This is a genomic window from Empedobacter sp. UBA7494, from assembly GCF_002478465.1.
Taxonomy (GTDB): Bacteria; Bacteroidota; Bacteroidia; order Flavobacteriales; family Weeksellaceae; genus Empedobacter; species Empedobacter falsenii_B.
In genome coordinates, this window is sequence record NZ_DLOC01000054.1 from 43,777 (window position 1) to 64,237 (window position 20,461).

A 20,461-nucleotide genomic window follows, 5' to 3' on the forward strand; every position below is an offset into this window, starting at 1 on the left:
AAATACTGTAATTTATAACAAAATAACTTGCTAAAAATTGTATTGCTTGTTACAATAAATCATAAAATTTACCTGGAAGAGTAGAAATTATTTGTTTCAATTCTAAATCTAATAAAACTGGCATCAATTCGTAGGATTTCAAATTTAAGTCAAAAGACATTTTATCAATATGTTGTTTTCCATTGGTTTTGAGATAATTTACAATTAAATTTTCATCATTAGAAAACTCAATAAACAAATCTATTTGTTTTGGTTTCTTCTTCGAATTGAAGTTAAAATAATCAATAATATCTTTCGAATTTTCGACCAAATAAGCCTGATGAGATTTTATCAAATAATTACACCCAATACTCAACGCATCCGTTGATTTCCCTGGCAAAGCAAACACTTCTCGATTATATTCATTTGCAAATTTTGCAGTCACCAAACTTCCACCTTTAAAAGCAGATTCTACCACAATTGTAACATCTGATAAGCCTGCAATAATCCGATTTCGTTGCAAAAAAGCTTCAGGTGTAGCAATTTTAAAACTTGGTTGCTCCGTTATCCAACCTCCTTTTTGTAAAATTTCAATCGCAATTTTTTTGTGAGTAGCAGGATAAATTCGTTCAAAATTTGTTCCCATTACCGACCATGTTGCAACATTATTTTTGAGCGCATTTGTATGTGCTTCTATATCGCAACCATACGCCAATCCACTCACAATTGTAACATCAAAATCTGCTAAACCTTCGATTAATTCAGTAATAAAATTTCGTCCATAATTAGTCATTTTTCGCGTACCAACAATCGAAATCTTTTTGTTATTGAATTGATTAAATTCTAAACTTCCTTTACAAAAAATCACCAAAGGTGCATCAATACATTCTTTTAAGAATTGTGGATAAGCTTCATCATAAAAAGTTAAAATATTGATTTGATTATTTTTACAATATTCTATTTCGTTAAAAGCTAAATCTAACCATTTTTTATTCCCAAAATCTTTGCTTATTTGCTGTCCAATCCCCGAAATTTGCAGCAAATCTTTTGGTTTACAATTCCAAGCAGCCTGTGCTGAACCAAAAAATTGAATAATTTTTCGAGCTGTGATATCGCCAATTCCTTTCTGAAAAGAAAGTGCTAAAATATATGGTAAATCGGTTTGCATTTTGTTAAATTACTAATATTAAACCAACTAAGCAGAATTTTAAGTATTTATTTTTTGCTAAATCTAAAAAAAATGTTAATTTCGTAGTATGAGGTTAGAAGAGCATATTAGTCAATTATTATTTCAGCACGATTGTGTAATCGTTCCAAACTTTGGAGCGTTTATCTCAAACAATGCTAATGTGGCGTTTGACGAGCAAACAAACACATTTATTCCACCAAGAAAAGAGCTTTCTTTCAATACAACTTTAACAAAAAGTGATGGTGTTTTGGTGAATAAAATTGTAGAAGATGAGCCAATGTCTTTTGAAAATGCGCAAACATTTTTGAATGAACAAGTTTATTTTTGGCAAGAACATTTGAAAAATGGAAAAGTTTTAACCTTACAAAATATCGGATCATTACAATTTAATGACACTGGAAAAATTGACTTCAAACCAGAAAATGCTCAAAATTATTTCATCGCCGCTTATGGTCTTTCAAATTTACAAGCCAATTACATTTTAGATTCGTCTAAAACTAAAACCTCTAACAAACACATGTCAAAATTTTTAGCCGCAGCCTCATTAATTCCCATTATTGTTGGTGGCTTCCTATATTTTAATACGCCGCAACCCGTACAAGAATTCGTAACAGAACAATGGAGCGGTTTGGTTTTACCAATGATTGGTAAAGATGACGCAACCAAAACTGAAAAACCTACAGTGCAATACGATGTGTATAATATGCCGCAAACGATTGCTGAGCCTTCTTTAGTTGAATATCAGATTGCCGAAACGGTAACGAAAACAGATACAATTGAAACGCCTAAAAAAGTTGAAATTACAGTTGTAAAGGAAACGAAACTGAATGAAACTGAAAAGGAGATTACGGCAATTGTAAAGGAAAAGCCTTCGACAAAAGAAATTGTAAAAACAGAAACAAAAAAATTAACGAAAGTTGAAGCTCCTAAAACAGCTGAAAAGAAAGTTGAGGACAAAAAAGAAGTTGCAACTAAAACAACTTCAAAATCTAACAATAAAAAATATCAAGTAATTGCGGCTTCGCTTAAACGTCAAGAAGATGCTGATCGTTTGGTTGGAGAATTGAAAAAACAAGGTTACAAAGATGCAGGAGTTTCTTATGTAAAAGGTCGCTATTATTATGTTACATATAGCAGCTTCAATAACATAGAAGACGCGCAAAAATATATGAATGATGTGAATAAAAAGTCTCCTGGAACTTGGGTTAGAACTGAAAATTAAATCATTTTTTAATACAATATAAATCGAAATAAGCTGCCCAAAAGGCAGCTTATTTCTTTGTTAGAATGAATATGAAAACTACTTCCAGCCACCACCTAAACTTTTGTATATAGCGACAACTGTACTTAATTGTTTTTCTTTTGTTTCGATTAATTCCATTTTTGCATCCAATAAATCACGTTGAGTTGTTAACACTTCTAGATAATCTGCACTATTATTTTTGAACAACTGATTCGCAATATCAATAGATTCTACAAGTGCTTTCGCCTGTTTATCTTTGTACGAATAACTTTGTTCTAAGTTATTAATCTTCGACATTTGATTTGACACTTCTAAATAAGCATTTAAAATCGTTTTATCATATTCGTACAACGCTTGTATTTGATGAGCATTTGCTGTATTAAACTCCGCTTTTATCGCACTTTTATTGATTAAAGGCGCAGCTAATTCTCCAGCCAACGAATATAAAATAGACTCTGGCATTTTTACCAAATAAGATGGTTTGAACGCATTTAGTCCTAAAGCCGCAGAAATATTAAGTGACGGATAAAACTCTGCACGAGCCACTTTCACATCTAAAGCAGAAGCTTTTAACTCTAATTCTGCTTGTTTGATATCAGGACGATTTGATAATAATTCAGAAGGAATTCCTGCATGTACTGTTTGTGGAATCAAATCCATAAATGACGAACCATCACGTTTTATCTTTTGCGGATATCTTCCCAATAAAGCATTAATCCTATTCTCGGTTTCCGTAATATCTTGTTTAATATTAAACTCTTCGCTTTCTGATTTTAATAATTCTGCTTCAAATTTCTTCACCGCTAATTCAGTTTCACGCGCTGCTTCCTTTTGAATTTTAACTACACGAAGTGATTCTTTCTGTAACTCAATATTTCGATGAATTAACTCCAATTGACTATCTAAAGACAATAATTCATAATAAGACGATGCGATCTCTGAAATTAAATTTGTCAAAACAAAATTCTTTCCTTCTACCGTTGATAAATATCGCGCAATCGAAGCATCTTTCGAATTACGTAATTTTTTCCAAATATCAACTTCCCAATCAGCGCTCAATCCAATCGCATAATCCATCAAAGGATCAGGCATTTCTTTCCCGGGTTTTATCTCAGTCGAAGCATCACCAGCACCTTGACTTGTATAACGACCAACTTTCTCAACTCCAATTCCTGCATTTGCTGAAACATTTGGCGATAATTTTCCGTTTTTGTACAACACTTCATTTTTAGAAATCTCAATTTCTTGAAGTGTAATCATCAATTCTTGGTTATTTTTTAACGCTTCTTCAATCAAAACGACCAAATTTGGATCAGTAAAAAATTGTTTCCAAGGCGTCAACCCAGAACTTGGTGCATCATCATTTTGCACATTTTGATAAGCTTCTGGAATTTTTGGTGCTTGATGATTTTCAATCTCTTTGCTTACCGCAGGAGCTTTACAGCTCCAAATCATCGGTCCAAAAAGACTTATTGCAATTATATTTTTTAAACTATTTTTATTCATCTTCCGTGATTTCTTCTGTTAAAGGATTTTCATCTTCATATTTCACCAATTGCATTTTATCCGCCAAAGCGCCAAACGCAACATATAAACCGGGTACAATAAACAACCCGAAAATAGTTCCGAACAACATTCCGCCTGCAGCAGCAGTACCAATTGTTCTATTTCCTACTGCTCCCGGACCAGAAGCAATAACCAACGGAATAAGACCTGCAATAAACGCAAATGATGTCATCAAAATTGGACGGAAACGAACACCCGCACCTTCAATCGCTGATTTTACAATTGATAAACCTTCGTTATGTTTTTGTACTGCAAACTCAATAATCAACACCGCATTTTTACCGAGAAGTCCAATCAACATCACCATTGCAACTTGTGCATAAATATTATTTTCTAATCCTAATAATTTCAAGAAGAAAAATGCTCCGAAAATCCCTGTTGGTAGTGAAATGATAACTGGTAAAGGCAAAATAAAACTTTCGTATTGTGCTGCTAAAATCATGTAAACGAAAATTAAACAAATGGCGAAAATAATCACCGCTTCATTTCCACGAGAAACCTCATCTTTCGAGATTCCTGCCCAATCAATTCCAAAGCCGCGAGGCAATGTATTTTTAGCTACTTCATTAATCGCTGCAATCGCTTGTCCACTACTATAACCTGGTGCTGGCGTACCACTAATTTCTGCTGCATTATACATATTGTGACGCGTAATTTCTGATAATCCATATACTTTTTCAATTTTCATGAAAGCTGAATATGGAACCATTTCACCTTGATCATTTTTCACATACAATTTCAATAAATCTTCTGGTAACGCACGATATTCTGGCGAAGCTTGTACCATCACTTTATAAGGTCGGTCAAATTTGATGAAACTTGTTTCGTAATTAGAACCAACTAATGTTGATAAATTATCCATCGCATTTTCGATCGAAACTCCTTTTTGTTCGGCAATATCATTGTCAATTTTCAAGACATATTGAGGGAAAGAAGCACTATAAAATGTAAATACAGAACTCAATTCTGGACGACGAGTTAATTCTTTTACAAAATCACGGCTCACTTCTTCCATTTTATGATAATCTCCACTACCCGCTTTATCTAACAATCTCAACTCGAAACCTCCTGCAGCACCATATCCAGGAACAGATGGTGGTTGAAAATATTCGATATTTGCACCATTAATATTCCCAGTTTTTTCTTCTAATTCTTTGATGATTTCTTCAGCAGATTTAGAACGTTCGTCCCAACTTTTCAAGTTAATCAAACAAGTTCCAGAGTTTGCTCCTGTTCCTTCTGTCAAAATCTCATAACCAGCCAAAGATGAAACTGATGAAACGCCATCAATTCCTTCCGCTATTTTTTGTAATTTTTGAGAAACTTCATTTGTTCTTTCTAACGTAGAACCTGGAGGTGTTTGAATAATCGCATAAAACATTCCTTGATCTTCGTTTGGAATAAATCCAGAAGGCAAACTATTATTCAAAAAGAAAACTCCAGCACAAAATGCTAGTAAAAATCCGAATGTAACAGTGCGTTTGTTAACTGTTTTGGTTAAAACTTTTTCATATTTAAAAGATCCTTTGTTGAACAAATTATTAAACTTCAACAAAAATTTATTTAGCATCGTTTTCTTTCTTGGTTGATTATGATTATTTTTCAAAATCATTGCACATAAAGCTGGTGTAAGCGTTAAGGCAACAATTCCTGATAAAATAATTGATGTCGCCATCGTAATCGAAAATTGACGATAAAAAATACCAACAGGGCCAGACATAAACGCAACTGGGATAAACACGGCTGCCATTACAAATGTTATTGCGATAATTGCTCCACTAATTTCACGCATTGCTTCTTCCGTCGCTCGTAAAGGCGAAAGATTTTTCTCTTCCATCTTCGCGTGAACAGCCTCTATCACCACAATCGCATCATCGACAACAACTCCAATCGCCATAACTAAAGCAAAGAGAGAAATCAAGTTTAATGTAATTCCAAAGAAACTCATTAAAGCAAAAGTTCCTATCAAAGAAACAGGAACCGCCAACGCAGGAATTAATGTAGAACGCCAGTCACCTAAGAATAAAAACACAACAATCCCAACTAAAACGAAAGCTTCAAAAAGTGTATGTACCACTTTTTCCATTGAAGCATCTAAGAATTTCGAAACGTCATATGAAATCTCGTAATCCATTCCTTTTGGCAAATTATTCTCTTTAAGATCAGCCATTAATTCTTTGATGTTTTTAATCACTTCACTCGCATTACTTCCGTACGATTGTTTTATCACAATTGCGGCAGAAGGTTTTCCGTTCAATGTTGAGTAAATATCATACATCGAACTTCCAAATTCTATATCAGCAACATCTTTTAAACGTAAGATTTCTCCATCAGGATTTGCTCTTAAAATGATGTTTCCATATTGCTCTTTTGTGTTGTATCGACCTGAATATTTTAATACATATTCAAAAGCTTCTGAACGTTTACCAGAACTTTCCCCTGTTTTCCCTGGCGAAGCTTCAATACTTTGTTCATCCAACGCTTTCATCACATCATCCGCAGAAATATTATAGGCTTGCATTCTATCTGGTTTCAACCACACACGCATTGCATATTCTCGGTTTCCTAAAATATCTGCATCTCCAACTCCATTTATACGTTTCAACTCAGATAAAATATTGATATCTGCATAATTATATAAAAATTGTTGATCTGCTTTTGGATCATTACTATACAAGTTAATGTACATCAACATATTTGATTCTTCTCGCGTAATTTTCACACCTTCTCGAACTACTAAAGGCGGAAGTTTATTGACAACCGAAGAAACACGGTTTTGCACATTTACAGCTGCAATATTTGGATCAGTTCCTAAATCAAAAATGACTTGAATAGACGCTTCACCATCATTTCCGGCATCAGATGTAATATATTTCATTCCAGGAACACCATTTAGCGCGCGTTCTAATGGAATTACAACCGACTTGATCAATAATTCATTATTCGCACCAGGATATTCTGCTGTAATATTCACCTTTGGAGGCGAAATTGATGGGAATTGCGTTACAGGTAATTTGACTAATGATAGAATTCCTAAGAAAACTATAATCAACGAAATGACAATCGAAAGAACGGGTCTTCGAATAAATTTATCAAACATAACTTTGAATTTTTTAGATTAGTTTGATTTTAATTTTAACGATGAAAGAACTTTTCTTGGTGCAATAAATTTCGTTTTGATTTTATCATCATCTTTCACTTTCTGAACACCTTCTAACAGAATATTATCTTTCTCCGAAAGTCCACTTTCTACCACATAAACATCAGGCATTTCTAAACCAATCGTGATGTTTCTTGATTTCACAACACCATTTTTATCTACTACAAAAACGTAGGTTTTATCTTGAATTTCGTAAGTTGCTTTTTGTGGAATTAATAAAGCATCATGTAACGGAACTGTCATTTTTACTTTCCCTGTTTCACCATTTCTTAACAGATGATTTGGATTTGCAAAACGTGCACGAAACGCAATATTTCCTGTTTCGTTGTTAAATTCTCCTTCTATCGTTTCTACCAAACCTTTTTCTGGTAAAGGTTTATTATTCGCCATAATCAACGAAACTTGTTTATTCGCTCTATCTTGAATATTTGTTTGATAATCTAAATATTCAGGCTCAGAAACGTTGAAATAAGCAAACATTGATGAGTTATCAGACAAATTTGTCAATAACATTCCTTCGTCAATCAAGCTTCCCAATTTCATCGGAATTCGATCTATAACACCAGAAAATGGCGCACGAATATCTGTAAATGATAAATGTAATTGAGCCAATTGCATTTCTGCTTTCGATTTTTCTAACCGTGCTTGCGCAATGGCTTTTTCGTTCTTAGAAACGACATTATTATCAGCCAAAGTTGCTGAATTTTGCAATTCAATTTGTGCCTCTTTTACCTCAGCTTTCGATTTCAAATATTCGGCTTGATACATCGAAGGCATAATGCGAAACAACAATTGACCAGCTTGTACATGTTGACCTTCATCCACAAAAACTTTTTGTAAATAACCTTTTTCTTGCGCACGAATTTCGATGTTTCGTACCGACTGAATTTGGGCAACATAATCCTTATCTACAATCGTATCCATTTTGATTGGCGTTGTGATTGGATAATCTTTCACTTCTTCTTTTTCCTGTTTTTTTGATGAACAACTTGTTGTCAACAATACAGTACTCAGAGCAACAAATAATGCGACTCTTTTCATAATTCTTCTAACTATTAAATGTAAAATTTGATTAAATGGATTTCTTGGCAGAAGTAGTTTTACCAAAAAATATTACATACAAAAATTGGCTAACATTCAGCTATTCATGGACTGAACACTAATTTTTAGTGTAATTATTAAATTTAAGAAATCAATCAAATTCTAATTGTACGTAACAAAATGTACTTACAACTCGAAAATTTGATGGTTTTATTGTAGAAGATGTGTTTCTTTCTTAAACCTTGAATTATAAAGTTTAAAACCAGAACGACACTTAATAGTTTGATACAAGTTTCTAAATCGATTTTGTTTGATGTCTGAAAATCATCATCAATCGTTTCGATACTTGGATTAAATTCTTGAAATTGATTTGAATTTGAAGTTTTAGAAAATTTCGTCTCAACAATTTTACTTGCGTGATAAATATGTGTATTATCATTAACAACCGTCTGTGAAGTTAAATTTCCTTGAAAATGTTGAGTACCCGCAAACACTTTAGTTTCCGCAAAAAATAGCAGAAACAAAGCAGATAGCAAGTATGTGATAAACATTTTCATAATTCTGTTCAAATGTAAGACTTGAAATAATACAATAATCTATATTAACATTTTTTAACTATAAAATTTTATTGATTTAATAAAAAACTCAATTACAAACACTTAACACAACGATAATAACTGTTTCAAAACTCGAATATTTTGTTGAAATTTGCATCCAACAAACAAAAGTTTATGGCGAAAGCAAAAACAGCAAAAGAGTCGTTAGCAGTAATGACAAACTTGGTTTTACCGAATGAAACCAACAATTTAGGAAACATGTTCGGAGGCGAATTATTGGCTTCTATGGACAGAATTTCTTCTATTTCTGCGAAAATGCATGGTGGAAGTTTTTTGGTTGTAACAGCAAGTGTCAATCACGTTGCGTTTAACATTCCGATTCCGATGGGAAGTACGGTGAAGTTAGAATCTAAGGTAACTCGCGCATTTAATTCTTCGATGGAAGTTTATGTTGATGTTTACGTTTACGATTATGAAAATTGTGTTTATAACCAAACAAATAGCGGTATTTACACATTTGTAGCCGTTGATAATGACAATAAACCTGTTCAAGTTCCTGAATTAATTCCAGAATCTGAACAAGAGATCGAACGTTATGAAGCTGCTTTGCGTCGTAAACAATTAAGTTTGATTTTAGCTGGAAGAATGAATCCTGCTGATGCACACGAATTGAAATCGTTATTTATAGCAGAATAAATTCTTTTTTATAATATCATCTAAATCGTTGAATTTATTTAATTAAAATTCTGCGATTTTTTATGTTTTAAATTTTTCATTAACTTTATCTTATTCTAAAACAAAACAATATGAGTATTTCTGATTTAAAATTGGAACTAATTTTACAAATTTCAAATCTGAATGATAAAATGAAATTAGAAGAAATTTTAGAATTATTGAAATTTCAAACCGAAAGTTCTATTTATGAAGTTTCTGAAGAAGAAGAACTTGCTATAAAAGAAGCTAAAAATCAGATTTCGAGTAACAATGTTTTGTCAAATTCTGTTGTTAACGAAGAAATGAATGAATGGTTGAAAAAATAATTTGGACAACTCAAGCAAAAAATGAATTATTCGACATTCTTGATTATTGGAAAAATCGAAATAAATCAACTATTTATAGTCAAAAACTTTTTCAATTAATTCAAAATCAAATCAATCTAATTATCTTATTTCCTGAAATTGGAAGAAAAACAAATTTTGAAGATGTTAGAGTCAAAATTATTAAAGAATATCTTCTATTTTATGAAGTAAAAGATTCAAATCTCTATATTTTAACGATAAAAAGTTCAAAACAAAAGCCGAATAAATTCAGAATAAAATAAAAAAGTCGAAACATTGTTTCGACTTTTTTATTGATATAATTTTTTAACCTTTCCCAGCTAAACGATCCACCACATATTCTATTTGTGTTTTCCCGTGCGGTTTTGGTTTTCCTTCTGCATCTAAATTAACCATCGTAATTCGATCGACTGTAATAATGGTTTCATGCGTCATTTTGTTACGTACTTCACATTGTAAAACCAATGAAGTTGTTCCAAATTTCACCACCTCAATTCCTATTTCTACAATATCACCTTCACGCGCCGAAGCCATAAAGTTGATTTCCGACATATATTTAGTTACAACATGTGAATTTTCTAATTGCACAATGCTATATAACGCCGCTTCTTCATCAATCCAAGCCAAAAGTTTTCCTCCAAAAAGTGTTTTATTTGGATTAAGATCTTCGGGTTTTACCCATTTACGAGTGTGAAATTTCATAGTTCTCTGTTTTAAGTTCTTGTTTATTTTCTGTTGCCAAATGATTCGCATCCGAAATAAACTTAACTAAATTTACAGCATATTTTCCATCTAACAAAGATTCATTGTGACGAATTAACGCATCAGAAATCTCGGTAATGGCGTTGGGATGAAAATTCTTTTGTTCAGTAGAAATTTTGTTTGAACAACACACATTTTTTAAATCAGAATAAATCATTTGATTAAGATATTGATCTCCAATCTTAATTGTTCCTTTCTCCGCAATAAGCGTGATATTACTTTCGAAATTTTTATTGAAAACTGACGTTGTATAAATCATATGTCCGATTGCTCCATCAGCCGTAAAATCAACACAACCCGAATCATCAAATTCTGTCACTTCTTGATGTGTAAAATTGAAACTTTTAGAATTTGTACAAATTACCTCATCAAACCAAAAATTCATGATATCAACAAAATGTGAAAATTGAGTAAACAAAACACCTCCGTCCATTTCTTGGTTTCCGTGCCATTCGCGCAACTTGTAATAATTCTTGTTACGATTCCAATAGCAATTAATATTCACCATGAAAACTTTTCCTAACGAATTATTGTCAATCAAATTCTTTACATATTGCACAACTGGAGAAAAACGAAGTTGCATCGACGTAAAAACTCTAAGATTTTTCTCTTCCGCAACTTTCAATATTTCCTTTGCATCTTCTACAGTTAATGCAATTGGTTTTTCAATCAAAACATTTTTCCCAGCTTTTAAACAACGAATCGCATGTTCGCGGTGCAAACCATTTGGCGTAGCAATCACAACAACATCAGTTTCTTGATCTTCGTTCAAAAAACTTTCAAGTGTTGAATAACCTTTGAAAGGTAAATCTTCTGGTAAATTAAAATCAATCACCGAAATTAAATGTGCGTTTTCCGTTTCCTCTATCGCTTGTTGATGTACACGTCCAATATGACCGTAGCCTAAAATGGAAAAATTCTTCATTGAATTTATTTAATAATTTTTTCTAATATCTTTTGTGTGATTAGATAAGTTGGTTTTACACCTGTTAATCCTAAACCTCCAGAAGCCAATGTACTTCCTGTTTCTAACGGATTATCAGAAGCGTAATAAGCATACATTACTTTAACATCTTTATCGATGTGATGTCTAATTTTTGACGCAACCTGAATCGCTTTTTGATAATGCGCACCTTCCATTTCTAATCCAATCGCTTGGAAAGACGAATTTTTGAAATACTCTAAAACGTCTTTATTTTGTAATGATGTTCCTAAAACCGAAATCATTGGTCCTTCATAAACACCTAAACCTTGTCCTTCGAAATCTGCAGCGGTTAATTCGTTATCAAAAACATAATTATCTGTTGTTCCTTCGAAAACATGCGCTGTAGCAATCATTATATCACCTTTTATTCCTTCAAGAATACCAGCTTTACCCATAATCGCAACAGATTTTACATTCATTTTGAATTTTACATCTCCTACTTTGTATGGTTTCAACAACTCATCCATCGCCTCAAATGCTTGCTCACCAAAGGCATAATCCATCACAATAATCACCTCATTGTTCTTATCTTTTGCGTAAGAAAACGCAGAATTGGCAATGTTTACTTTAGATAAATCAATAATTTGAATATCGATATTTGTTCCTGATTGATCTTTGATGTAAACTAAACCATTTTGTTGAGTGTATTCATTTAACGAATCACGCAACATTTTGTTGTTTGCCGCACTCAAATCTTCGTAAATTTCTACACCATCATTTTTGTATTTTCTTTTTAATCCATCATAGGCATACAACATATTAGACACACTATGCATATTAGCAGAAATGATGTGAATGTTTTTATCTTGAAGATTATTTTCGAATAATACACGTTTGATTTCATTCGCCCATTTTTCTCCAATCATGTGATGACCAATCGATTCACGTAAAGTAGACGTAAATGTAATTTCACGTTTCTTTGTTCCGATACGATCTTGTTGGCTAGTATATCCCATCCAATAAACTACACGGAAAAAATAATCTTTGTCGTCTGCTTTACTGAAATAATGATGAATTTCTTGTGTTTCTTCAAACGTTCTTCCTAAAATCGTCGATAAATGCATCAAAGCAACTTCGCGTTCTTTACGAGAAATTTCAACTTCATTGAATACAACATTTTCGATAAATTCCCACGCTCTACTTTTAGAAAGTGTTTCGTTACTGAATGCTCTATTTCTGATTTTATCCGCCTCATTGTATAAAAACGTTAAGTGCGTCAACACATCATAAATATCAGAACGACCGCGAGAAATTTCGATATTCATCTGGTCATCATCAATTCTATAGCAAAAACGACGACGTTTTGCTGGAATAATTGGCGTAAAAATAGAACGATCATATCCTTCGTCAGATGTAAAAGACACATAAGGTGTTTCTACGATTCCTTCTGGTAAACGATCTAAAACGTACATTAATCCGCTTAATTCTACTTTGTTTGGATCTGTCATTGATCCGTAAATTTCAGGATTGATTTCGAATAATAAATTTCTTAATATTTTTCCAGGCGCACCAGATGGACGGTACACTCCTCTATGAAATAAATGACGCATAGAGATATATAATCTTTCAATAGCGTCAGTAGATCTTCTTGCTCTTGTTATTGACATAATAATTTTTTTTACTTTTTTTGGTTGTTCAATTCTTGTTGAATGGCCATTAATTCATCGTACCATTCTTGTCCAAATTTTCGGACCAACGAATCTTTTGCAAATGTTGCAACATTCACTTTCAATTCTTTTCCTAAGGTACAAGCATCTGAGCAGATATCCCATACATCATAGTTCACAGAAGTGAAATTTGAATATTCCTTAACACGAACTGGATATAAATGACAAGAAATTGGTTTTTTGTAATCGACCTTTCCATCTTCGTATGCTTTTTCAATACCGCATTTTGAAAAACCATTTTCTTCGAAAACTAAATAGGCACATTCACGATTATTGACTAATGGAGTTACCCAATCGCCGTCAGTATCCATTGTGTACTTACCTTCTTGCTCAATCACCGCAATTCCTTCTGGACGCAAATAAGGTTTTACATCTTCATAAATATCGTCTAATACAATTAGTTCGTCATCATTCAAAGGCGCTCCTGCGTCACCTTCTACACAACAAATCCCTTTACATTTGTTCAGATTACAAACAAAATCTTCATTTAGTAGTTCTTCAGATACAAGGGTTTTTCCTATTTGGAACATGTTACATTAAATTTTGTAACATGCAAAGGTACGGAATTTTCCTCAGAAAAATGTAATTTTGTAAAAGAATAATGGATAATCTACTTTCAAAAATCAATCATCCTAAGGAACTTAGGACTTTTGAAGCGTCTCAATTAACTGCTTTAGCTCACGAGATGCGCGAATTTATTTTGGATACTTTGAGTGTAAAACCAGGACATTTAGGTGCTAGTTTGGGTGTGATTGAATTAACGATTGCTTTACATTATCACTACAATACACCTAAAGATTTGTTGATTTGGGATGTAGGTCATCAATGTTATCCACATAAAATTTTGACTGGTCGTCAACAAATTTTCGATTCTCTTCGTCAAAAAGATGGTATTTCTGGTTTTCCAACGCGTATAGAAAGTGAGTTTGATACATTTGGAACGGGACATTCTTCTACATCTATTTCAGCAATTGTTGGGATGGCAACAGCAGATAAAATCAATCAAATCAATAGAAAACACATTGCAATTATTGGTGATGCATCGATTACTTCTGGAATGAGTTTAGAAGCATTAAATCATCTTGGATCAACAGATTTGGATGTTTTAGTGATTTTGAATGATAATGATATCGGAATTGATCCTTCGGTTGGTGGATTGAAAAAACATTTTAAATCTTTAGAAAATCAATCCGAAAATATCTTTACCAATTTCGGTTTAAATTTTATTGGAACAATTGATGGACACAATTTTGATGAATTATTAAATGCTTTCAATAAAGCTGATTCTATAAAAGGTCCGAAAGTTTTACACATCAAAACAATAAAAGGAAAAGGTTACGAAAAAGCCGAAATCGATCAAGTAAAATGGCATGCTCCAGGTTTGTTTGATAAAGAAACGGGCGAAATAAAATCAAAGAAAAAAGAAAAATCGTATCAAGATGTTTTTGGTGAAACCATGCATCAATTACTTGAAAATAACTCACAAATCGTTGCGATAACGCCTGCAATGTTAACAGGAAGTAATTTGGTGAAATGTCATCAAGATTTTCCTGAACGTGTTTTTGATGTCGGGATTGCAGAACAACATGCGGTGACGTTTGCAGCTGGTCTGGCGACGAAAAATACCATTCCGTATTGTGTGATTTATTCGACATTTTTACAACGTGCATACGATCAAGTCATTCACGATGTAGCGTTACAGAATCTACCTGTTGTATTTTGTATTGATCGTGCAGGATTCGTTGGTACAGATGGCGCGACACATCATGGTTATTTTGATATTGCGTATTTGCGCGAAATTCCGAATATGATTGTGTCTTCGCCTCGAAACGAAAAAGATTTCAAAAATCTATTGTACACAGCGCAGTTTACAACTCAACCATTTGCTATTCGTTATCCAAAAAATAATATCCAAACAAGCAATTCTAAAGTCAAAAAAATAGAAATCGGTCAATCTGAAATTATTTTTGAAGCAAGTCAATTAGCAATTCTTTCAACTGGATTGATTAGTTCTCGAATCGAAGAAATTATCATCCAAAATCATCTTCAAGATAAAGTCGCTTTGATTGATTTTCCATTTATCAAGCCTTTGGATGAATCTCGCTTAAAAGCTATTTCATTAAAATATTCTACCATTCTAACTTTTGAAGATGGAATAAAAAAAGGTGGTTTCGGAAGTGGAATTTTAGAGTTTCTGAATTCAATACATTACAAAGGAAATATTACAATCAACGGTTATCCAGACGAATTTATCGAACACGCTTCGATTACCGAATTAGAACAAATGATTGGTTTAGATGATTCATCGATTTTAGAAATGATTTTTTCCTACCTAAAAATTCAACAATCCTAAAAATTAATAATTTTCGGTACGAGAGTTGTAATAGCTTTTTCTAATTTATAAACACAAGAACAATGAAAAAAATAATCGGTTTATCTTTTATAGCAGTATTGTTAACATTGCAATCTTGCGGTACAACAAGCAACATGCAAGAATTCTACAAAAAATATGATAATCAATCTACTGTAATTCCTTTACCTTCTTTTGCGTTGAAATTAGCTGGAAAAGCTGGTGGAACAGATTTATTTAATTATTTAAAATCGGCTAAAGTTTTTGTTGTTTCAGATGCTGGACAAGGAAAGCAAAAAAGAATCATGAACGATTTACAATCATCTATGCGTGGTGAAAAATATGAGAACTTAGTCAAATTCAAAGCGAAAGATAACCGTTTGAACATTTCATTACAAGAAGATGGCGGACGAGTTAAGAAAATGATTTTTGGAATTAACGGTTTGCGAAATGTATTGGTTATCGATTCTAAATTAGATATTCCTAGAACAGATTTAGATAAAATTTTGGACAAAGTTTCAGCTGAAGATATTGCAGATTTAGCAGATATTTTGAAATAATATAAGAAGCCAGCTAATTAGCTGGTTTTATTTTATACACAACTTTGATCGTTTTTCCTTTAAAATTATATTCTCTAAAGTAAACTATTGCTTGATGATCTATAAATAATTTTGTATTCTTATAAAACTTTTTAATATTTAATTTACTATCATCTAAAATGTATAAATCTTTACAACCTTTATTTGTATAAAGAGAAGTTGTGAAATTCTTTTTTGACTTTCGAGTTTTTTCAGCTAAATAATCTTCATCATCATAATTTAAACAAGATTTCCCAAAGTCTTTTACAACTATTATTTCTGTCTTAGCTTCAGGCAATTTCACCATCAAACAGCTATTTGAGATAAAAAGTAGAATCATAAATCCAAGAAATCGGTAATTTTTCATCATAATGAAATTAGAGTTATACATTAAAGATAGATAAATTTTATCTCAAAACAATTCTTCTTAACTTTGTCGCATGAATGGAAAATTATATTTGGTTCCGACGCCAATCGGAAATTTGGGAGATATGACATTTAGAGCGGTTGATGTGCTAAAAGAATCGGATGTGATTTTGGCAGAAGACACGCGAAATAGTGGTATTTTACTGAAACATTTCGAAATTTCTACTCCAATGCGTAGCTACCATATGCACAATGAGCATCAAGCAACTGAAGATATTATTCGTCAGCTAAAAGATGGTCAAATCATTTCGATTATTACTGATGCCGGAACTCCAGGTATTTCTGATCCAGGTTATTTATTAGCAAAAGAATGTGTGGCAAATAATATCGTAATCGAATGTTTACCAGGTGCAACCGCTTTTGTTCCTGCATTAGTTGTTTCTGGATTACCAAATAATGAATTTACTTTTGTTGGATTTTTACCTGTGAAAAAAGGTCGAAAATCGAAATTAGATTCATTAGTAGAAGAAAAGAAAACGATGATTTTCTACGAATCTCCACATAAAATTGGACGCACATTAAAAGATTTAGCCGAAGCTTTTGGAGCTGAACGCAAAGCAAGTTTATCACGCGAAATCTCGAAAAAATTTGAAGAAACTTTACGCGGAACATTAACTGAATTAGCCGAAATAGCTGAAAAAAGAAATTTAAAAGGTGAAATGGTTTTGGTTATAGAAGGACATCATTAATCGTTGAAGCGAATATCTTTGATATTCAATTGCCAAGTTCCTTTTCCTTGCCAATAATTCATTCCGATTGTGTAAACCATATCAAACGATTGTCCTTTCTCTAATTTTGGTCCAAATTTCCCTAATTTGAAACCAATTGCAGGAAACGTAATACGTGTATCTCGCTGATGTACGTACAAACGGGCGTGTTCTTTACCAACTAATCGGAAATCCGTTGCTAATAAATCCTTCGAAATAAAAACAGGATTCATATTATCTGGTCCAAAAGGCGCCATTCGCATCACCGATTCCAAGAAAGAACGTGTCATATCCTTAAAAGAAATCTCTTTATCGATCAAAATTGATGGCGTAAAATGTTTTCCATTCGACATTTCTTTCACTGTTTGATCAAATCTAATCTTGAATTCTTCAAAGTTTTCTTCTTTCATTGCCAAACCAGCAGCAGCCATATGTCCACCAAACTGTGTTAACAAATCTTTGTTTTTTTCGATTGCCGAATGTATATCAAACTCTTGAATAGAGCGAGCCGAACATACAATTTCGCCTTCATTATTCTTCGTGCAAACAATGGTTGGTTTATAATACAAATCGACCAAACGAGAAGCAACAATTCCGATTACTCCTTTATTCCAAGAAGCATCGTAAACAATGGTCGAATATTTTTCTTTGGTATTGATTTGATCCAATTGAAAAAGTGCATCATGCGTCATATCAAGATCCAAGGTTTTGCGTTCGTTATTTAATGAATTAATATCATTCAAATATTTACGGCAATCCTCTTCATCTGTACTCAACATAAAACGAACCGCTTCCGAACCATGTTTGATACGGCCTGCAGCATTAATTTTTGGTGCAATAGAAAAAACAACATTCGAAATATTGACATTATTTTTAATATTAGTCGGAATTAATTGCTGAAAAGCCAAACGAGGATCTGAATTTAATCGTTTTAAGCCAGCATAGGCCAACACACGATTTTCTCCTGTAATCGGAACTATATCAGCCGCAATACTTACTGCAACTAAATCTAAAAGTGGTAAAAGATTTTCTTTCGGAAGATTGAATTTCTCTGTATAAGCTTGCACCAATTTAAACCCAACGCCACAACCGCTCAAATCTTTGTAAGGATAACGACAACCCTTTTGTTTCGGATCTAAAACCGCGTAGGCTTTTGGCACAGAACGATCTGGTAAATGGTGATCACAAATAATATAATCGATGCCTTTTGATTGAGCATATTTTATTTCTTCGTGTGCTTTTATTCCACAATCTAAAGCAATTACAAGTGAAATATTGTTTTGTACAGCGAATTCTATACTTTGCTGAGAGATTCCATAACCTTCATTATTTCGGTCAGGAATATAAAAAAAGACTTTCGAGTAGATAGAAGTCAGAAATTCGTAAAACAAAGTTACGGCTGTTGTTCCATCTACATCGTAGTCTCCAAATATTAAGATATTTTCTTCGTCATCAATTGCATTTTTGATACGTGAAACCGCATCAGACATTCCTTTCATCAAAAAAGGATCATGCAATTCGTCTAAGGATGGATTAAAATATGATTTGGCTTGCGCAAAATTCGTAATTCCACGTTGGGCTAATAAAATAGCAAGCACCTCAGAAATGTTAAGCGATTCTCTTAAATCCTTAACAACTTCAGTATTGGGCTGTTCTTTTATTTCCCATCTTTTTTCCATCTCTTTAATTTACATATTTTTTAATTAGAGAGAAGGGTAAAGCGAATATTATTTTGATTTATTTGCTTCTTTCACGTATTTATCTAACGCCATTGTCATTGAAGGCGTTTGTGGTGTTGGCACCTCAATGTCTACACGTAATCCCATCTCTTTTGCTTGATCTACTGTCGATTTCCCGAAAACGGCAATTCTTGTATTTTCTTGCACGAAATCTGGGAAATTTTCGAATAATGATTTGATTCCTGAAGGTGTAAAAAATACTAAAATATCGTATTTTACATCAGACAAATCAGATAAATCACTCGAAACAGTTCTAAACAAAGTTGCTTTTTGCCAAGTTAATCCTAAACTATCTAGTAAAGTAGGAACATTTGGTTTTAAAACATCAGATGCTGGTAATAAAAAGTTTTCGTCTTTGTGCTTTTTAAATAAAGGCACCATATCAGCAAAAACTTTTTCTCCAATATAAATTTTACGTTTTCTGTAAACAATGTATTTCTGTAAATAGAATGCAATTGCTTCAGACTCACAGAAATATTTCATAGAATCTGGAACAGTAAAGCGCATTTCTTCTGCTAAACGAAAAAAATGATCAATAGCGTTTCTACTTGTAAAAATTACAGCAGTCACTTTGCTAAAGTCAATTTTTTGTTGTCTTACTTCTTTAGCGTCTATTCCGACAACTTGGATAAATGGTCTAAAATCAATTTTGATTTTATTTCTTTTTTCAATCTCGTAGTATGGCGAGTTTTCTGCCTGAGGCTTAGGTTGAGATACTAATATTGATTTAACTTTCATAGTAATTTTAGATTACTTTACCTACAATTAATAGTTTTGCTAAAACCATTATAGGTAAAATTTCTAGGGTGCAAAGGTACAAAATATTATAATACCAAACTGATTTATTGTCACTTATTTGTTTTGCGTATATATGATAAATTTCGAATATTCTATTCAAAAACAACAAAATAAAGCCAATCACCATCAAGTAATCTTTGTTAATTTGTGTGTAAAAAAACAAAAAACAAATAATAAGTAAGAGTAAAACATTTTTTGCATTAACAAAACTCGAACTTTTCATAAAATATGAAAGAGAACTAGATTCGTAGAAAACACGATAAAAAATTACCTCAATCATCAACCTAAAGAGCATAATCAAACTGATTACACCAAAGGTAATTCCGACACGTGAAAGATAATAAAACTTAAAATTTGGAATATGATTATACGTAATATCAAAATACGAAACCAACAACAAACTTATCAGTAAAACCGTCACACCATTGACAATAAAACTAAATAACGTCGTATTATCATCTGTAAAACTCATGTATTCGGTTTTATTATCTAGCGTTTTGAAATTTTTAGCAAACAAGTATTTTGCTGCACAAACCAATAACAAACACACCGTCAAAGCAATAAGAACAGTATCATTGCCAAGTGTATTTTTTCCTATCGAGATTAAATCGTTTGTTTTCATAATTTTTTCAAAAATACAAAAGACTAACAATCTT

General features: G+C 32.5%; 20 protein-coding genes. 7 read left to right on the forward strand and 13 right to left on the reverse strand.

The genetic code is table 11. The annotated features are described in order from the left end of the window. Positions 1 to 49: 49 nt before the first annotated feature. Positions 50 to 1,147 carry a DNA-processing protein DprA gene (gene dprA, locus B4E95_RS06040; protein WP_286495283.1) on the reverse strand — a complete coding sequence of 366 codons (1,098 nt, stop codon included), beginning with the start codon at positions 1,145 to 1,147 and terminating at the stop codon, positions 50 to 52. Positions 1,148 to 1,235: 88 nt separating this feature from the next. Here dprA and B4E95_RS06045 point away from each other — a divergent pair, with 88 nt between their 5' ends. After that, positions 1,236 to 2,390, forward strand: a complete 1,155-nt coding sequence (locus tag B4E95_RS06045) for an SPOR domain-containing protein (protein WP_291090696.1) — start codon at positions 1,236 to 1,238, stop codon at positions 2,388 to 2,390. Positions 2,391 to 2,468: 78 nt separating this feature from the next. Here the strand turns inward: B4E95_RS06045 and B4E95_RS06050 are convergent, their stop codons facing one another. The 4 genes from B4E95_RS06050 to B4E95_RS06065 all read right to left on the reverse strand — a co-directional run bounded on the left by B4E95_RS06050 (position 2,469) and on the right by B4E95_RS06065 (position 8,729). Then, complete coding sequence (locus B4E95_RS06050; RefSeq protein ID WP_291090698.1) at positions 2,469 to 3,917, reverse strand: TolC family protein; 1,449 nt, start codon at positions 3,915 to 3,917, stop codon at positions 2,469 to 2,471. Then, on the reverse strand, positions 3,910 to 7,077 hold the full coding sequence (locus B4E95_RS06055) for an efflux RND transporter permease subunit (protein WP_291090700.1): 3,168 nt from the start codon (positions 7,075 to 7,077) through the stop codon (positions 3,910 to 3,912). Before B4E95_RS06055 ends, B4E95_RS06050 begins: the two co-directional genes overlap by 8 nt. 18 nt (positions 7,078 to 7,095) lie before the next feature. Continuing rightward, positions 7,096 to 8,178: an efflux RND transporter periplasmic adaptor subunit gene (locus B4E95_RS06060; protein ID WP_219034048.1), complete on the reverse strand. Its 1,083-nt coding sequence runs from the start codon at positions 8,176 to 8,178 to the stop codon at positions 7,096 to 7,098. A gap of 155 nt (positions 8,179 to 8,333) precedes the next feature. Then, positions 8,334 to 8,729: a hypothetical protein gene (locus B4E95_RS06065; protein WP_180905720.1), complete on the reverse strand. Its 396-nt coding sequence runs from the start codon at positions 8,727 to 8,729 to the stop codon at positions 8,334 to 8,336. A gap of 180 nt (positions 8,730 to 8,909) precedes the next feature. On the opposite strand from B4E95_RS06065, the gene B4E95_RS06070 reads away from it, so the two are divergent. The 3 genes from B4E95_RS06070 to B4E95_RS06080 all read left to right on the forward strand — a co-directional run bounded on the left by B4E95_RS06070 (position 8,910) and on the right by B4E95_RS06080 (position 10,056). Further along, the gene (locus tag B4E95_RS06070) at positions 8,910 to 9,431 is read left to right on the forward strand and encodes an acyl-CoA thioesterase (protein ID WP_180905719.1); all 522 of its coding nucleotides are present in this window, start codon (positions 8,910 to 8,912) and stop codon (positions 9,429 to 9,431) included. Between the two features lie 110 nt (positions 9,432 to 9,541). Then, positions 9,542 to 9,775, forward strand: coding sequence for a hypothetical protein (locus tag B4E95_RS06075; protein ID WP_280062188.1), 234 nt, complete (start codon positions 9,542 to 9,544; stop codon positions 9,773 to 9,775). Further along, entirely contained in the window at positions 9,760 to 10,056 is a 297-nt protein-coding gene (locus tag B4E95_RS06080) for a type II toxin-antitoxin system RelE/ParE family toxin (protein WP_280049943.1), read from the forward strand. Before B4E95_RS06075 ends, B4E95_RS06080 begins: the two co-directional genes overlap by 16 nt. A 43-nt stretch (positions 10,057 to 10,099) precedes the next feature. Here the strand turns inward: B4E95_RS06080 and B4E95_RS06085 are convergent, their stop codons facing one another. Genes B4E95_RS06085 through B4E95_RS06100 form a run of 4 tightly spaced genes read right to left on the reverse strand, consistent with a single transcriptional unit; the run spans position 10,100 to position 13,737 of the window. Next, the gene (locus B4E95_RS06085; protein ID WP_038336752.1) at positions 10,100 to 10,495 is read right to left on the reverse strand and encodes an acyl-CoA thioesterase; all 396 of its coding nucleotides are present in this window, start codon (positions 10,493 to 10,495) and stop codon (positions 10,100 to 10,102) included. Beyond that, positions 10,476 to 11,480, reverse strand: a complete 1,005-nt coding sequence (locus B4E95_RS06090; protein ID WP_291052149.1) for a Gfo/Idh/MocA family protein — start codon at positions 11,478 to 11,480, stop codon at positions 10,476 to 10,478. Before B4E95_RS06090 ends, B4E95_RS06085 begins: the two co-directional genes overlap by 20 nt. 5 nt (positions 11,481 to 11,485) lie before the next feature. Continuing rightward, positions 11,486 to 13,147, reverse strand: coding sequence for a DUF6909 family protein (locus tag B4E95_RS06095; RefSeq protein WP_291090703.1), 1,662 nt, complete (start codon positions 13,145 to 13,147; stop codon positions 11,486 to 11,488). An 11-nt stretch (positions 13,148 to 13,158) separates the two neighbouring features. Beyond that, positions 13,159 to 13,737 (reverse strand): DUF3109 family protein, encoded by a 579-nt coding sequence (locus B4E95_RS06100; protein ID WP_280037310.1) that lies wholly within the window; start codon positions 13,735 to 13,737, stop codon positions 13,159 to 13,161. Between the two features lie 71 nt (positions 13,738 to 13,808). On the opposite strand from B4E95_RS06100, the gene B4E95_RS06105 reads away from it, so the two are divergent. Beyond that, complete coding sequence (locus tag B4E95_RS06105) at positions 13,809 to 15,560, forward strand: 1-deoxy-D-xylulose-5-phosphate synthase (protein WP_291090705.1); 1,752 nt, start codon at positions 13,809 to 13,811, stop codon at positions 15,558 to 15,560. 62 nt (positions 15,561 to 15,622) lie between these two features. Then, positions 15,623 to 16,117, forward strand: coding sequence for a DUF4252 domain-containing protein (locus tag B4E95_RS06110; protein ID WP_221854390.1), 495 nt, complete (start codon positions 15,623 to 15,625; stop codon positions 16,115 to 16,117). 13 nt (positions 16,118 to 16,130) lie between these two features. On the opposite strand, the gene B4E95_RS06115 is transcribed toward B4E95_RS06110, so the two are convergent. After that, positions 16,131 to 16,442 (reverse strand): hypothetical protein, encoded by a 312-nt coding sequence (locus tag B4E95_RS06115; protein ID WP_291090707.1) that lies wholly within the window; start codon positions 16,440 to 16,442, stop codon positions 16,131 to 16,133. Between the two features lie 133 nt (positions 16,443 to 16,575). Here B4E95_RS06115 and rsmI point away from each other — a divergent pair, with 133 nt between their 5' ends. Next, the gene (gene rsmI / locus B4E95_RS06120; protein WP_291090709.1) at positions 16,576 to 17,250 is read left to right on the forward strand and encodes a 16S rRNA (cytidine(1402)-2'-O)-methyltransferase; all 675 of its coding nucleotides are present in this window, start codon (positions 16,576 to 16,578) and stop codon (positions 17,248 to 17,250) included. Here the strand turns inward: rsmI and recJ are convergent. Genes recJ through B4E95_RS06135 form a run of 3 tightly spaced genes read right to left on the reverse strand, consistent with a single transcriptional unit; the run spans position 17,247 to position 20,427 of the window. After that, positions 17,247 to 18,947 (reverse strand): single-stranded-DNA-specific exonuclease RecJ, encoded by a 1,701-nt coding sequence (gene recJ, locus B4E95_RS06125; RefSeq protein WP_038336744.1) that lies wholly within the window; start codon positions 18,945 to 18,947, stop codon positions 17,247 to 17,249. The genes rsmI and recJ overlap by 4 nt on opposite strands. Positions 18,948 to 18,995: 48 nt before the next feature. Beyond that, the gene (locus tag B4E95_RS06130) at positions 18,996 to 19,745 is read right to left on the reverse strand and encodes a uroporphyrinogen-III synthase (RefSeq protein WP_019974792.1); all 750 of its coding nucleotides are present in this window, start codon (positions 19,743 to 19,745) and stop codon (positions 18,996 to 18,998) included. A gap of 7 nt (positions 19,746 to 19,752) precedes the next feature. Then, entirely contained in the window at positions 19,753 to 20,427 is a 675-nt protein-coding gene (locus B4E95_RS06135) for a DUF4271 domain-containing protein (RefSeq protein ID WP_219034040.1), read from the reverse strand. Positions 20,428 to 20,461 lie beyond the last annotated feature (34 nt).